Origin of the sequence: Silanimonas sp. (assembly GCF_027530345.1) — a bacterium.
In the GTDB taxonomy this organism is placed as follows: Bacteria; Pseudomonadota; Gammaproteobacteria; order Xanthomonadales; family Xanthomonadaceae; genus Silanimonas.
The window spans coordinates 139760-153511 of record NZ_JAPZQK010000013.1; the positions used below are offsets into that span (position 1 = coordinate 139760).

At 69.1% G+C, this 13752-nt stretch carries 14 protein-coding genes and 1 tRNA gene; 4 read left to right on the plus strand and 11 right to left on the minus strand.

Going from position 1 to position 13752, the window contains the following annotated elements:
• Positions 1-163: 163 nt before the first annotated feature.
• The 11 genes from O9255_RS08055 to ald all read right to left on the minus strand — a co-directional run bounded on the left by O9255_RS08055 (position 164) and on the right by ald (position 10386).
• On the minus strand, positions 164-961 hold the full coding sequence (locus O9255_RS08055) for a hypothetical protein (protein WP_297866341.1): 798 nt from the start codon (positions 959-961) through the stop codon (positions 164-166).
• Positions 962-978: 17 nt separating this feature from the next.
• Entirely contained in the window at positions 979-1380 is a 402-nt protein-coding gene (locus O9255_RS08060; RefSeq protein ID WP_297866342.1) for a hypothetical protein, read from the minus strand.
• 75 nt (positions 1381-1455) lie between these two features.
• Positions 1456-1545 (minus strand) — tRNA-Ser (locus O9255_RS08065).
• A gap of 51 nt (positions 1546-1596) precedes the next feature.
• Complete coding sequence (locus O9255_RS08070; protein ID WP_297866343.1) at positions 1597-2523, minus strand: LysR family transcriptional regulator; 927 nt, start codon at positions 2521-2523, stop codon at positions 1597-1599.
• Between the two features lie 10 nt (positions 2524-2533).
• On the minus strand, positions 2534-3811 hold the full coding sequence (gene serS, locus O9255_RS08075; RefSeq protein ID WP_297866344.1) for a serine--tRNA ligase: 1278 nt from the start codon (positions 3809-3811) through the stop codon (positions 2534-2536).
• Positions 3812-3841: 30 nt separating this feature from the next.
• The gene (locus tag O9255_RS08080; RefSeq protein WP_297866345.1) at positions 3842-4405 is read right to left on the minus strand and encodes a hypothetical protein; all 564 of its coding nucleotides are present in this window, start codon (positions 4403-4405) and stop codon (positions 3842-3844) included.
• Positions 4406-4494: 89 nt separating this feature from the next.
• Positions 4495-4902 carry a CrcB family protein gene (locus O9255_RS08085; protein WP_297866346.1) on the minus strand — a complete coding sequence of 136 codons (408 nt, stop codon included), beginning with the start codon at positions 4900-4902 and terminating at the stop codon, positions 4495-4497.
• Positions 4899-6200: a replication-associated recombination protein A gene (locus O9255_RS08090; RefSeq protein ID WP_297866408.1), complete on the minus strand. Its 1302-nt coding sequence runs from the start codon at positions 6198-6200 to the stop codon at positions 4899-4901. Before O9255_RS08090 ends, O9255_RS08085 begins: the two co-directional genes overlap by 4 nt.
• 20 nt (positions 6201-6220) lie before the next feature.
• On the minus strand, positions 6221-6886 hold the full coding sequence (gene lolA / locus O9255_RS08095; RefSeq protein WP_297866347.1) for an outer membrane lipoprotein chaperone LolA: 666 nt from the start codon (positions 6884-6886) through the stop codon (positions 6221-6223).
• A gap of 64 nt (positions 6887-6950) precedes the next feature.
• Positions 6951-9263 (minus strand): DNA translocase FtsK, encoded by a 2313-nt coding sequence (locus tag O9255_RS08100; RefSeq protein WP_297866409.1) that lies wholly within the window; start codon positions 9261-9263, stop codon positions 6951-6953.
• Positions 9264-9318: 55 nt separating this feature from the next.
• A complete protein-coding gene (gene ald, locus O9255_RS08105; RefSeq protein ID WP_297866348.1) occupies positions 9319-10386 on the minus strand; it encodes an alanine dehydrogenase in 1068 nt (355 codons plus the stop codon).
• 183 nt (positions 10387-10569) lie between these two features.
• Between ald and trxB the strand changes: the two genes are divergently transcribed.
• From trxB to infA, 4 genes are all read left to right on the plus strand, one after another.
• The gene (trxB, locus tag O9255_RS08110) at positions 10570-11523 is read left to right on the plus strand and encodes a thioredoxin-disulfide reductase (protein ID WP_297866349.1); all 954 of its coding nucleotides are present in this window, start codon (positions 10570-10572) and stop codon (positions 11521-11523) included.
• Between the two features lie 17 nt (positions 11524-11540).
• On the plus strand, positions 11541-12665 hold the full coding sequence (locus O9255_RS08115; protein ID WP_297866350.1) for a GNAT family N-acetyltransferase: 1125 nt from the start codon (positions 11541-11543) through the stop codon (positions 12663-12665).
• Entirely contained in the window at positions 12662-13387 is a 726-nt protein-coding gene (gene aat / locus O9255_RS08120) for a leucyl/phenylalanyl-tRNA--protein transferase (RefSeq protein WP_345781368.1), read from the plus strand. The genes O9255_RS08115 and aat overlap by 4 nt, the downstream gene beginning before the upstream one ends.
• A gap of 116 nt (positions 13388-13503) precedes the next feature.
• The gene (infA, locus tag O9255_RS08125; protein WP_028769496.1) at positions 13504-13722 is read left to right on the plus strand and encodes a translation initiation factor IF-1; all 219 of its coding nucleotides are present in this window, start codon (positions 13504-13506) and stop codon (positions 13720-13722) included.
• Positions 13723-13752 lie beyond the last annotated feature (30 nt).

Sequence of the window (13752 nt, forward strand, 5' to 3'; positions counted from 1 at the left end):
GGGGGGATGGGTTGGGGACACGCACAGACTAGGTGCGGGGACCTCGGCACGACAAGGGCGGACGTCGTGACCGGATGTAGGAAAACGCCTCTTCGAGTCACGGGACGACGGTGCGGGATCCGGAACGGCGGCAGAACGGGTTTCCCTGCAGCGCCGGTCCACGCTAGCCCCGGGTGATGGCGTCCGCGGCGTCGATCAGTTCGGCCGGCGATTGCGCCCGCTCCAGCCGGGCGATGGCGGCATCGGCCGGCATCGCGAGGAAGTCCGCGATGCTGCTGTCCCTCTGCAGGATCGCAAGCAGCCGGGCGCGCACGTCCTCGAGCGACATGTCCGGCCCGGGCTGGCCGACGAGGCGTGCCGGCACCTTGCGCCAAGGCAGCAGGCGGTCGAGCAGGGTCACGACGTGAAGCGGGTTGACCTCCACGAGGGTGAAGACCTCGCCCCCGCGGCCCAGACAGACGGCCCCACGATGGTGGCGCATCGCAAGCGCGGTCATCCGCCGTGGGTCGGCGGGTGCGCCGCAGAGAACGGCGAAGGCGTCGGACTGGATCACGAGGAACGACGGGGCACCACCCGCGAGCGAAGAAGCCGACGCCCGTCCGCGATCGACGAAAAGCCACCTCAGGAGGAGCACGCCGACGCCGTTCCCGAGGCCGACGACGGCGGGCACGGCCAGGCCCATCGCGGCCCAGTACAGGGTTTCGGTCACGTACTGGCCGAAACCGTTGCAGGGGCTGGTCTCACCGAGCCAGCCGCCGCACTCGCCGGAGTAGGAAGGCACCCAAGCGATGACGACCAGCAGGTAGGCGGCGACGAGTGGGCCGGTCAAGGCCAGCACCATCGCGAGCCAGCGCCTCTTGCCCGGGGCCGGTCGCGACATCGCGAACCACATGGACACGGCCGGCGCGAAGACCAGCAGGGCATGAACGACGAGGATCAGGGGAAGAATCAGGGGTTGCATCGTGCCGTACCGCGCCGTCACTCGACCGGAATGCCGCGCTGCCGGAAGACGCGCCCAAGGGCCTCGGCCGATCCGAAGCACTCGCCGGGGAGTCGATAAGGAGGGGCGTCATCGACATCGAGCCAGACGCTGGGTTGGCCTTCCGACCATCGGGTGATTCGGACGCGGCGGATCGTTCCGACATCGATGGCCCGGCGCCATGCGCCCCTGAACAGCGTCAGTCGCCCGCCTTCGAGAAGCAGGCCGCTTCGGCGATCGCGCAGGAAAATCGCGGCGGCCATGAGGGTCGAGACACCCGCCGTCGCGGTGAAGTACCAGGGCGCAGCATGGGCCATCCCGATCGCGGCCATGCCAGCACCCAGGATCGCGGCCACGGCGACGATCGGCCGTCGCCCGCGCTGCTCGAAGCGGTACTCCATGCCTGCCCCCTTGTGATCCGTCGGCACGGCGTGATCGGAAATCCCCGCGGGCCCTCCGTCGCGAAGGCCCCGGGATGGCGGAGAGAGTGGGATTCGAACCCACGGAAGGTTTTACCCTTCGGCGGTTTTCAAGACCGCTGCCTTAAGCCACTCGGCCATCTCTCCGTGCGCGGGCATTGTAGCCGCGGCCTTCCTGAGCCGCAGCCGCGACTTGCGTTACAGCCTCGCCTCGCCCATCAGGCGCGGGAACTCCTCGACCATATGGTCGATGAAGGCGCGGACAGCGGGAAGCTGGCCGCGTCGCGAGGGAAACACGGCGTGGAAGATGCCCTGCTGCAGGCTCCAGGCCGGCATCACGACCTCCAGCCGCCCGGCGCGCACGGCATCGACGCAGGCGGCCTCGGGCATCAGCGCAATGCCGATGCCGGCCATGGCGGCTTCCTGAAGCAGCGGGAAATCGAGCGCCATCAGCCGCGGCTTGATCTCGACCTTGCGGGTCTCGCCGTTGGGGCCGTGAAGTTCCCACACCTGCCGCGCGTCGTCCTCGCTCATGCTCAGCGTGACGTGGTCCGCGAGGGCTTCCGGGTCGATGGGGCGGCCATGGCGGGCGAGGTAGATCGGGCTCGCCACCAGCAGCTCGCGGAACTCGCCGAAACGGCGCATCGCGAGTTCGCCGTCGGTGTCGAGTCGCGTCCGAACGCGGAGGGCGATGTCGAAGCCTTCCTCGATCACGTCCACCCGTCGGTTCGCGACATGGACCTGCAGGCGCACCTTCGGGTGCTGGACCAGGAAGCCGGGCACCACCCGCGAGAGCAACCGCTGCGAGAGCGAGACCGGGCAGCTCACGCGCACCACGCCGCGCGGCTCGGCGCTGAGCACCTGCACGGCCTCCTGCGCGGCCTGCGCCTGCGCCAGCATCGACTGCGCATGCTTGAAGACGTTCTGCCCGACCTCGGTGACCGCGAACTTGCGCGTCGAGCGCTGGATCAGGCGGACGCCGAAATCCTCCTCGAGCTGGGCGATGCGCCGCGACAGCCGCGACTTCGGCACGCCCGAGGCGCGCTCGGCGGCGGCATAACCGCCATGCTCGACGACGAGGGCGAACAGCTTCAGGTCGTTGAGGTCGAGTTCGCCGCTGCTCATCGTCGGGGGCTCAGATGCGCTCGGCGCCGCCGAGGTAGGGGCGCAGGACCTCGGGCACGGTGATGCTGCCATCGGCGTTCTGGTGGTTTTCCATCACGGCGATCAGCGCACGGCCGACGGCGACGCCCGATCCGTTGAGCGTATGCAGCAGCTCGGGCTTGCCGGTGGCCGGGTTGCGGAAGCGCGCCTGCATCCGGCGCGCCTGGAAATCGCCGCAATTCGAGCAGGAGCTGATCTCGCGGTAGGTGGCCTGGCTCGGCAGCCAGACCTCGAGGTCGTAGGTCTTGGTGGCCGAGAAGCCCATGTCGCCCGTGCACAGCAGCATGCGACGGTACGGCAGGCCGAGCTTCTCCAGCACCACTTCGGCATTGCGGGTCATGCGCTCGTGCTCGTCGGCGCTCTGCTCGGGCGTGGCGAGGGTGACGAGCTCGACCTTCTCGAACTGGTGCTGGCGGATCATGCCGCGCATGTCGCGGCCGCCGCTGCCGGCCTCGGCGCGGAAGCACATCGAGTGGGCGGTGAGGCGCATCGGCAGGGCTGCCGCGTCGACGATCTCGTCGCGGACGAGGTTGGTCAGCGAGACTTCCGAGGTCGGGATCAGGTAGCGCTTGCCCTCGCCCACCGTGGTCGAGAACAGGTCCTCCTCGAACTTCGGCAGCTGGCCGGTACCGCGCATGCTCTCGGCGTTGACGATCAGCGGCACGTTCACTTCGAGGCAGCCGTGCTCGCGGGTGTGCAGATCGAGCATGAACTGCGCCAGCGCGCGATGCAGGCGGGCGACGCCACCGCGAAGGACGGTGAAGCGCGAACCGCTGAGTTTGGCGCCGGCCTCGCCGTCGAGCATGCCGTCGCGGGCGCCGAGCTCGACGTGGTCCTTGACCGCGAAATCGAACGCGCGCGGCGTGCCCCAGCGATGCTGCTCGACGTTGCCGCCCTCGTCGGCGCCGAAGGGCACGGACGCGTCGGGCAGGTTCGGGATGCCGCCGGCGATCGCGTCGATCTCGGCCTTGATCGCCTCGAGGCGCGCCTCGGAGGCCTTCAGCTCATCGCCGATGGCCGCGACTTCGGCCATCAGCGGCGCGACATCCTCCCCCTTGGCCTTGGCCATGCCGATGGCCTTGCTGCGGGTGTTGCGCAGGTTCTGCAGCTCCTGCGTGCGCACCTGGATCTGCTTGCGCTCGGCTTCGATCGACTGCAAGGCCTCGACGTCGATGGCGAAGCCGCGCGTGGTCTTCAGGCGCTCGGCGGTGGCGGCCAGCTCGGCGCGCAGCAGGGTCGGGTCAAGCATCGAGGGGGTCTCGCGGGAACAGGAGGCGGATTATCGCTTGCGCTCCAGCCACCATGCCATCGCGGCGCCCGCCAGCGCCCACCCCAGCGCGTGTTTCGCGAGGTTGCCGAGCACGAAATCCAGCGGGAACAGGTACCAGTTCCAGAACGGGACCAGCAGCGCCACCGTGGCGAACACCCCGAGAGCGCTGGCCACCATGACCCGCTGCCCGAAGCCGCCGGTCAGCAACGACAGCAGCCAGGCCGCCAGCAGGGCCGCGACGGTGTCGGTCACCCACTGCTTGCCGAGATTGGGGCCCATGTCGGCCAGTCCGGGGTTCCCGCCGGGCTGGTAGACGATGAAGGCGTAGCCGGAGCCGGTGTGCTCCTTGGCGAACGCGGCCACCGCCTCGGCATCGCCCATTTGCGCCTCGGGCAGGCTGGGCAGCACATGGATGCCGGGCTTGGCCAGATCCGCGCCCATCACCGCGAGCGTCGCTTTCGGCGCCCCGCCGTAATGCATGCCCCGGTCGCCGAGGCCAAGCGCCATGTGGGCGATCGCGCCCCAGAAGAAGAAGACGAGGCCGCCGATCAGGCCAGCAATGACGATGCGCATGGTTCACCCCTCCCCGGGTGCCGGGCCGAGCGGCCCGCCGTCGATGCTGCGCGGCGCTGAATCGAACGGCAAGCGCGAGACGCGCTGGATCAACCCAGCGTCGAGGGCAGCGGGCCGCGAAGCGCTTCGCCCGCGCGCAAGCCCAGCCATACGAGCGCGAGGCCGGCGCCCAGCGTCAGCGCGAGGTAGCCCAAGGCACGCTCCGGATGGCCGCCGCGATGGAAAGCCATCAGTTCCAGCATCAGGGCGGAATACGTGGTCAGGCCGCCCATCACGCCGACGATCAGCAGGGCACGCAGGGCATCGCCGAGCGAGCCGCGCTGCGCCAGCACCGCGAACAGCAGGCCGGCCAGGAAACTGCCGCCGAGATTCGCGGCCAGCGTGCCCCAGGGCAGGCCTTCGCCGAGCTTCTGAAGCAGGGCGGTGCCGAGCCAGTAGCGCAGGCCGGCGCCCAGCGCGCCGCCCAGCATCGCCAGCGCCAAGTGCGTGGGGTTCATGCGCCCTGTCCGCCGCGGGACGTCGAACCGGTGCGCCCTTCGGCGCGAGCCGCGCGGCGCGCTTCGCGCAGGGCGTCGAGCTTTTCCTTCAGCTTGATCTCCATCCCGCGCGCGACGGGCTGGAAGTACACGCGACCGTCGAGGGCGTCGGGCAGGCAGACCTGGCCGAGGGCCACGCCACCGTCGACATCGGGGTCGTACTGGTAGCCCTGGCCGTAGCCGAGGCCCTTCATCAATGCCGTCGGCGCGTTGCGCAGATGCATCGGCACCTCCAGCGTGCCGTGCTTCGCCACGTCGGCCTTGGCGGCCTTCCACGCGACGTAGCCGGCGTTGCTCTTGGCGCAGCTCGCGAGGTAGAGCGTGAGTTGTGCCAGCGCCAGTTCGCCTTCCGGCGCACCGAGACGGTCGAAGGTTTCCCACGCGGCGATGGCCATGTCGAGCGCGCGCGGGTCGGCGAGGCCGATGTCCTCGACGGCCATGCGCGTCAGCCGGCGGGCGAGATAGGCCGGGTCGCAGCCGCCGTCGAGCATCCGCGCCAGCCAGTAGATCGCCGCGTCGGGGTCGGAGCTGCGCACCGATTTGTGCAGGGCGGAGATCTGGTCGTAGAACTGCTCGCCCTGCTTGTCGAAGCGACGCGTGCGATCGGCCAGCACCTGTGCCAGCGTGGCCGCATCGATGCGCCCGCCTTCGGCGATCTCCGCGGCGATCTCCAGCAGGGTCAGCGCGCGGCGCACGTCGCCGTCGGCCGCCTGGGCGATGGTGGTGAGGGTGTCGTCGTCCACGCCGAGGCCCAGCGTGCCAAGGCCGCGCACCGGGTCGAGCAGCGCGCGGCGCAGCGCCTCGGCGATATCCGTCGCCGATACCGCTTCGAGCACGTGCACGCGGCAGCGCGAGAGCAATGCCGAGTTCAGCTCGAAGCTCGGGTTCTCGGTCGTCGCGCCAACGAACACGATGTGCCCGGCCTCGATGTGCGGGAGGAAGGCATCCTGCTGCGTCTTGTTGAAACGGTGCACCTCGTCGACGAACAGCACCGTCCGCTCGCCTCGGGCGAAGGCTTCGGCGGCTTCGCCGAGCACCTTGCGCACCTCGGGCAGGCCGCTCATCACCGCCGAGATCGAATGGAAGCGTGCGCTGCTCTGCGCGGCCACGAGGCGCGCCAGCGTGGTTTTTCCGCAGCCCGGCGGCCCCCAAAGGATCATCGAGTGCACGCGCCCGGCGTCAAGCGCGCGGCGCAGGGCGGCTTTCGGGTCCAGCAGCCGGCGCTGCCCGACGACCTCGTCGAGGTCGCGCGGGCGCATGCGTTCGGCGAGCGGCGCGCTCACTCCTGCAGCGGGCGCACTTCGGCGCTGTCGCGCGTCTCGCCGACCACGTCCACGCCCTCGGGCGGGGTTAAGCGGAACAGGTCGGCCGGCAGCGCGCCGTTGCGCTTCCACTGGCTGAAGCTCACCTCGGTGCGCTGGCCGAGCTGGTCCTCGAAGACCATCGCCGCGAGGCCGCTGGCGTTGAAGCCGAGCTTCGCCGACTGCACGGCCGAATCCTCGGGCTTGCGCGCCTTCAGGTCGACCCACGTCAGGCCGTTCGCCTGACCACCCTCGGCCACCACGAACTGGCGATCGAGCTCGCCGGGATCGATCAGCGCGGCGAGCGGGCTCGACTGCTCCTCGTAGCTCTGCACGCGAACCGTCACCTGCTCGAGGTCCGGGTCGTACAGCCACAGGTGGTCGCCATCGGCGACGATCAGCTGCGGATACGGCTGCTGGTACTCCCAGCGGAACTGGCGCGGTGCCTTCAGCGAGATGCGGCCTTCGCTGCGGTCGGTGGCCGTGCCGTTGGCATCGAACACCTGCTGCGCGAAACGCCCATCGAGGCTGCGCAGGTCGGTGGAGAAGCGGGTGATCGCCTCACGACCGGCGCTTGCCGAAGCTAGCGCGGGCGCGAGCATCAGGGCGGCGATAGCAGTGCGGAACAGGGTCGAAGTCGTCATCGGAAGGCGGTTCGGGCCGGAAGGGACGCCGGAAAGTGTCCGGCGTCGCGACTGAACGGGGGCGTCACCGCGGCGGCGGCGGGGCGATGACCATGCGGTCGCCGTTGTGCTCGGCCGGCGAGACGATGCCCGCTTGCTCCATGGCCTCGACGAGGCGCGCGGCGCGGTTGTAGCCGATCTTCAAGCGCCGCTGCACCGACGAAATCGAGGCCTTGCGGCTCTCGGTGACGAAGGCCACGGCCTGGTCGTAAAGCGGGTCGTTCTCGCTGTCGTCGCTGCTGGCCGCTTCCGGGAGGCCGCTGGCGCCGACCACCGTGCCGTCGCCCAGCGTCTGCACCTCGGCCAGCACGCCTTCGACGTAATCCGCACCACCGCCGTGCTGCTTCAGGAACTCCACAACGCGATGTACTTCCTCGTCAGAGACGAAGGCGCCATGCACGCGTTCCGGCAACGCCGTGCCCGGCGGCAGGTAGAGCATGTCGCCATGACCCAGCAGGGTCTCCGCGCCAGACTGGTCGAGAATCGTGCGCGAGTCGATCTTGCTCGACACCTGGAAGGCGATGCGGGTCGGGATGTTGGCCTTGATCAGGCCGGTGATGACGTCGACCGACGGGCGCTGGGTGGCGAGGATCAGGTGGATGCCGGCGGCGCGGGCTTTCTGCGCCAAGCGGGCGATCAGCTCCTCCACCTTCTTGCCGACGATCATCATCATGTCGGCGAATTCGTCGATGAAGACGACGATGTAGGGCAGTTCCTCCAACGGGCGTGGCTGCTCGCCGAGCTCCGGGTTCGGCTTGAACAGCGGGTCCATCAGCGGCTGGCCGGCGTCGCGGGCGTCCTTCACCTTGCGGTTGAAGCCCGCCAGATTGCGCACGCCAACGGCGCTCATCAGCTTGTAGCGGCGTTCCATCTCGGCCACGCACCAGCGCAGGCCGTTCGCAGCTTCCTTCATGTCGGTGACGACCGGCGCGAGCAGGTGCGGGATGCCCTGGTAGACCGAGAGCTCCAGCATCTTCGGGTCGATCATCAGCATCCGCACGTCCTTGGCGGAGGCCTTGTAGAGCAGCGAGAGCACCATCGCGTTGACCGCCACCGACTTGCCGGAGCCGGTCGTGCCGGCGACGAGCAGGTGCGGCATGCGCGCGAGGTCGGCCACGGTGGGGCGGCCGGCGATGTCCTTGCCGAGCGCCAGCGTCAGCGGACTCGGGGATTTGTCGTATTCCTTCGAGCGCAGCATCTCCGAGAGGAAGATCATCTCGCGCTTGCTGTTCGGGATTTCGAGGCCGACCACCGACTTGCCGGGGATGACGTCAACCACGCGCACCGACTTCACCGAGAGGCCGCGGGCGATGTCCTTGTCGAGCGAATTGATCTGGCTGCCCTTCACGCCGGGCGCCGGCTCCATCTCGAAGCGGGTGATGACCGGGCCCGGATAGGCGCCGACGACCTGCACGTCGATGCGGAAGTCCTTGAGCTTGAACTCGATCTGCCGCGAGAGGGTTTCCAGCGTTTCCTCGCTGTAGCCGCGCTCCTGCACCTTGGGCTCGTCGAGGAGCGACAGCGGCGGCAGGCCGCCTTCGGGCACGGCGTTGAACAGCGGGATCTGCTGCTCGCGCTTGGCCCGCTCACTCTTCTCCACGACGGCTGGGGCCGGGGCCTCGATATGCACCGGCTCGCGCTTGGCGCGCTTCTGCGTCTCGACCTTGCGGACTTCCTCGCGCTCTTCGCGGAGCACGCGGGTGCGCTGCCATTCCGCGGCCTGCTCGCGGCCGGCCTTGGCCCGCTCGAACAGCCCGAGGATGCGGGCGCCGATCCATTCCATCACCGCGAACCACGACAGCCCCGTGGCCAGCGTGATCGACACCAGCACCAGTGCGAGCAGCAGCAGGTGGCCGCCGGCCAATCCGAACACGACAGTGACGGACCGACCGACCAGCTCGCCGAGCACGCCCCCCGAGGACGTGGTCGGCAAAGCCGACGACGCGCCGAACCAGAGCTGCATGAGGCCGGTGCCGGCCACCAGCACGCCGACGATGCCGACGAGGCGCAGGGCCGGGCCGAGATCGACCTGCCCATCGCCGTCGCTGTCCATCCCGAACAGGGCCACCCAGGTGATGCCACCAAGGATCAGGGGCAGGGTGTAGGCCATCCAGCCGAACAGCCCGAAGGCGAAGTCGGCGATGTAGGCGCCCGCGGGGCCGCCGAAATTCTGGATTTCACCCGCCACGCTGCCGGTCCGGGACCAGCCGGGATCGGCCGAGGAATAGCTGACGAGGCTGGCGAGGAGGTAAAGCAGGGCCGGCGCGGCAACCACCAGCGCCACTTCGCGCCACAGCTTCTGTTTGCGGTCCAGTGCCCTGCCCTCCACGCCCTGCATCAGCACGCATCCACTCCCTGCGGGAACTTGCCGCAGGGAGTGTAGCGCGCGGGGCTCAGACCGCCATGTCCTTCAGCGCGGGGTGCACGATCTGGCCACCCTCGACGTTGATGCCGCGGACGAGGGCCTGGTTATCGCGCCAGTTGCCGGAGGCCAGCTTCTGCACCCACGGCAGGATCGACGCGCAGATGGCCTGCGAGGAGGTCTGCGGAACGGCGCCCGGCATGTTGGTCACGGCGAAGTGGATGACGCCTTCCTCGACGTAGGTCGGCTCCTTCCACGTCGTCGGGCGGGTGGTCTCGAAGCAGCCGCCCTGGTCCACCGAGATGTCGACCAGCACGCTGCCCTTCTGCATGCCCTTGATCATCTCGCGGGAGACGACGTGCGGGGCCTTGGCGCCGGTGACCAGCACGGCACCGATCACCAGGTCGGCGTCGCGCAGTTCGCGGGCGACAGCGTCTTCATAGGGATAAAGCGCGGTGACGTTCGGGCCGAGCGCCATCATCTGCGCCATGCGGTCCTGGCGCTTCTCGAACACCACCACGTTCGCGCCGCTCGATGCGGCCAGCGCGGCCGAGTTGCCGCCGGCGGCGCCGGCGCCGAGCACCACGACCTTGCCGCGCTCGGTGGACGGCAGGCCGCCCAGCAGCTTGCCCTTGCCACCCATCGGCTGATGCAAGTAGTGCGCGCCGACCTGCACCGCGATACGGCCAGCGACGATCGACATCGGGGTCAGCAGCGGCAGGTCGCCGTTGTCGAGCTCCACCGTCTCGAACGCGACGCCGGTCAGGCCGATGTCGAGCAGCTTGCGCGTCAGCACCGGCTCGGCCGCGAGGTGCAGGTAGCAGAACAGCAGGTGGTCCTTGCGCAGGTGCTTGAGGTCGCCTTCGATCGGCTCCTTCACCTTCACGACGAGTTCGGCCTTCTCGTAGAGCGCGGCCGCGTCGGCGGCGATCTTGACGCCGAGCGCGGTGTACTCGTCGTCGCTGAAGCCGCTTTTGATGCCCGCGTCCTTCTCGATCCACACCTCATGGCCACGGCGCACGAGGTCGGCGCAAGCGGCGGGCACGAGGGCCACGCGGCCTTCGAGGGTCTTGGTTTCGCGGGGGATACCGATACGCATGGTGCTGGGCTCCAGGGGGCGGCGCGGGACGCGCGCATTGAACGAATGAAGCCGCCGTGAGGCGGCCTGGAAGCAACGTCGATGCAACCTTGATTTGAGGGGCCTCGGCCCCCAAGCTTTGCAGCCCGCATGCCGCGCTTTGTTGCGCTGCACACCGCCACGAAGCCGCAAAAGTATAACGACATGACCGCCACCAAGCATTCCCGCCTCCTCATCCTCGGCTCCGGCCCCGCCGGCTACACGGCCGCCGTGTACGCCGCGCGCGCCAACCTGAAGCCGGTGCTGGTGACGGGACTGCAGCAGGGCGGCCAGCTGATGACGACGACGGAAGTCGACAACTGGCCGGGCGACGCGCACGGCCTGATGGGCCCGGACCTGATGGCGCGCATGCAGGCGCACGCCGAGCGCTTCGAGACTGAAATCGTTTTCGACCACATCCATACGGCGGAGTTGGGTTCCCGTCCGTTCCGCCTGAAGGGCGATAGCGGCGAGTACACCTGCGATGCGCTGATCATCGCCACCGGCGCCAGCGCCAAGTACCTCGGCATCCCGTCGGAAGAAGCCTTCAAGGGCCGCGGTGTCTCGGCCTGCGCCACCTGCGACGGCTTCTTCTTCCGCGGGCAGGACGTCGCGGTGATCGGCGGCGGCAACACGGCCGTCGAAGAGGCGCTGTACCTCTCCAACATCGCCAACAAGGTCTACCTCGTGCACCGACGCGACACGCTGCGCGCCGAGAAGATCCTGCAGGACAAGCTGTTCGCCAAGGCGGCGGCCGGCAAGATCGAACTGGTGTGGAACCACGCCGTCGACGAGGTGCTGGGCGACGACAGCGGCGTCTCCGGCGCGCGCCTGCGCTCGATCAAGGACGACAGCACGCGCGAGATCGCCGTCACCGGTTTCTTCGTCGCCATCGGCCACAGCCCGAACACCTCGCTGTTCGACGGCCAGCTCGACATGCGCGACGGCTACATCAAGGTGAAATCCGGCCTCGACGGCGGCGCCACCGGCACCAGCATCCCGGGCGTGTTCGCCGCAGGCGACGTGGCCGACCACGTCTACCGCCAGGCCATCACTTCGGCCGGCTCAGGCTGCATGGCGGCGCTCGACGCCGACAAGTTCCTCGACAAGCACGAGTAAGCGCGGCGCGGCCGGCGATGCCCGAGCTCCGCCTCCATCGCCGGCTGGATGAGATTCCCGCGGCCACGTGGGACGCGCTGAACCGGAGCGGCCATCCGTTCACCGCGCATGCCTTCCTGGCCGGGCTCGAAACGCACGGCTGCCTCGACCCCGAATACGGCTGGACGCCGCTGCACGCCTCGCTGTGGGAGGGTGATGCCCTGCTCGCCGCCGCGCCGGCCTATGCGAAAGGCAACTCGCACGGCGAGTTCGTGTTCGACCACGCTTGGGCGAACGCCTACGCGCAGTACGGCCTCGACTACTACCCGAAGTGGCTGATCGGCGTGCCCTACTCCCCCGTCACCGGGCCACGCTTGCTCGCCGTTGAACCGACGCATAAACGCCTGCTGCTCGAGGCCATGCGCGCGGCGGCGCCGGACCTCGGCCTGCATTCGGTGCACGCGAATTTCCTCGATGCCGCCGATCTCGATGCCTTCGACGCGAGCTGGCTCGCCCGCGAGGACGTGCAGTTCCATTGGACGCGCGATCCGTCGTGGCGCGCCTTCGATGACTTCCTCGGCGCGCTGGACCACAAGCGCCGCAAGAACCTGAAGGCGGACCGGCGCCGGGTGGCTGAGGCTGGCGTCTACCTTCGCGTTCTGGACGGCAAGGCCGCGCGCGGCGAACCGATGGCCGCGATGCACCGCTTCTACGTGCAGACCTTCGCCGAGAAGTGGAACCATGCGGCGATGACGGAACCCTTCTTCCAGCACCTGTGCGAGGCCCTGCCCGATGCGGTGGTGCTTATCCTCGCCGAGCGGGAGGGCGAAGCCATAGCCGGCGCGCTGTGCCTGCGCTCGGACGACACGCTCTACGGCCGCTACTGGGGCGCGATGGCGGACGTGCCGGGGCTGCATTTCGAGGCCTGCTACCACCAGGGCATCGAGTACTGCATCGAGCACGGCCTGGACCGCTTCGAACCCGGCGCGCAGGGCGAACACAAGCTGGCGCGCGGCTTCCTGCCCACCTCGACGCACAGCCGGCACTGGCTGGCCGAGCCGCGCTTCCAGCAGGCACTCACACGCTGGTGCGCGGCCGAGCGCGAGGCCACGCGGCGCTATCGTGATTCGCTGGCGGCGCATTCGCCCTTCCGATCGCCATGAGCCGCCCGCTGCTGCTGGGGCCCGACCCCGCCTCGCCTTTCCCGCCCGCCGAACTTGCGCTGGACGAGCCCGATGGCCTGGTGTGCATCGGCGGCGATCTTTCGCCCGTGCGCCTCGTGAATGCCTACGCCGCCGGGATGTTCCCATGGTTCAGCGAAGGGCAGCCGATCCTCTGGTGGTCGCCGTCGGAGCGCCTCGTATTCCGCAGCGGCGGCGTGCGGCTGTCGACGCGCTTTCGCCGTGATCTTCGACGCAGCCGGTGGGAAGTGCGGTTCAACACCGCCTTCGATCGCGTGATCGCCGCCTGCGCCACCGCGCCCCGGCCCGGCCAGGACGGCACCTGGATCACCCCGGCGATGCAGCGCGCCTACGGCCAGCTGCACCGGCTCGGGCATGCGCACAGCGTCGAGGTCTGGGATGGCGAGCGGCTCGTCGGCGGGCTTTATGGGGTATCGGTGGGTACCGGTTTCCACGCCGAAAGCATGGTCAGCCTCGAGAGCGGCGGCTCGAAGGTGGCGCTGGCGGCTCTCGGGCGACGGCTCGACGAACTGGGCTGGCCGCTGTTCGACGCCCAGATCGAAAACCCGCACCTGCGCTTCATGGGTGGCGAGGTCTGGCCTCGCGCAGGATTCCTCTCGACCTTCCTCGCCCGCACCGCCTCGGGCACGCCGAGTCCCGACTGGGCGGGCACGCCCTACCCGGCCCGCCAGCTGGCGGACTGAACCCCGCCCGACCCGCTTAACCGGATTTTTGCAAGCGCCGGCCCGGCGTGGCACACTCCGCGCCTTCGATTCACCCCCTTTCCCGCCCCAGACCGCCAAGGCCAGAAGCCCGCTGCATGTCAAAAGACGATTCCATCGAGTTCGAAGGCACCGTGACCGAAACGCTGCCGAACACCATGTTCCGCGTGAAGCTCGAAAACGGCCACGTCATTACGGCTCACATCTCGGGCCGCATGCGCAAGAACTACATCCGGATCCTGACGGGTGACAAGGTCAAGGTCGAAATGACGCCTTACGACCTCACCAAGGGCCGCATCACCTACCGCATGAAGTAAGCGCCGCGCGCGCTCCATGCCAAGAAAAAC

Excerpts from the sequence above, each read along its gene's own strand:
- lolA (WP_297866347.1), bottom strand. The coding sequence starts at position 6,886 with ATGACGACTTCGACCCTGTTCCGCACTGCTATCGCCGCCCTGATGCTC.
- O9255_RS08085 (WP_297866346.1), bottom strand. The coding sequence starts at position 4,902 with ATGAACCCCACGCACTTGGCGCTGGCGATGCTGGGCGGCGCGCTGGGC.
- infA (WP_028769496.1), top strand. The coding sequence starts at position 13,504 with ATGTCAAAAGACGATTCCATCGAGTTCGAAGGCACCGTGACCGAAACG.
- serS (WP_297866344.1), bottom strand. The coding sequence starts at position 3,811 with ATGCTTGACCCGACCCTGCTGCGCGCCGAGCTGGCCGCCACCGCCGAG.
- aat (WP_345781368.1), top strand. The coding sequence starts at position 12,662 with ATGAGCCGCCCGCTGCTGCTGGGGCCCGACCCCGCCTCGCCTTTCCCG.
- O9255_RS08100 (WP_297866409.1), bottom strand. The coding sequence starts at position 9,263 with ATGCAGGGCGTGGAGGGCAGGGCACTGGACCGCAAACAGAAGCTGTGG.
- O9255_RS08060 (WP_297866342.1), bottom strand. The coding sequence starts at position 1,380 with ATGGAGTACCGCTTCGAGCAGCGCGGGCGACGGCCGATCGTCGCCGTG.
- O9255_RS08115 (WP_297866350.1), top strand. The coding sequence starts at position 11,541 with ATGCCCGAGCTCCGCCTCCATCGCCGGCTGGATGAGATTCCCGCGGCC.
- ald (WP_297866348.1), bottom strand. The coding sequence starts at position 10,386 with ATGCGTATCGGTATCCCCCGCGAAACCAAGACCCTCGAAGGCCGCGTG.
- trxB (WP_297866349.1), top strand. The coding sequence starts at position 10,570 with ATGACCGCCACCAAGCATTCCCGCCTCCTCATCCTCGGCTCCGGCCCC.
- O9255_RS08070 (WP_297866343.1), bottom strand. The coding sequence starts at position 2,523 with ATGAGCAGCGGCGAACTCGACCTCAACGACCTGAAGCTGTTCGCCCTC.
- O9255_RS08080 (WP_297866345.1), bottom strand. The coding sequence starts at position 4,405 with ATGCGCATCGTCATTGCTGGCCTGATCGGCGGCCTCGTCTTCTTCTTC.
- O9255_RS08090 (WP_297866408.1), bottom strand. The coding sequence starts at position 6,200 with ATGCGCCCGCGCGACCTCGACGAGGTCGTCGGGCAGCGCCGGCTGCTG.
- O9255_RS08055 (WP_297866341.1), bottom strand. The coding sequence starts at position 961 with ATGCAACCCCTGATTCTTCCCCTGATCCTCGTCGTTCATGCCCTGCTG.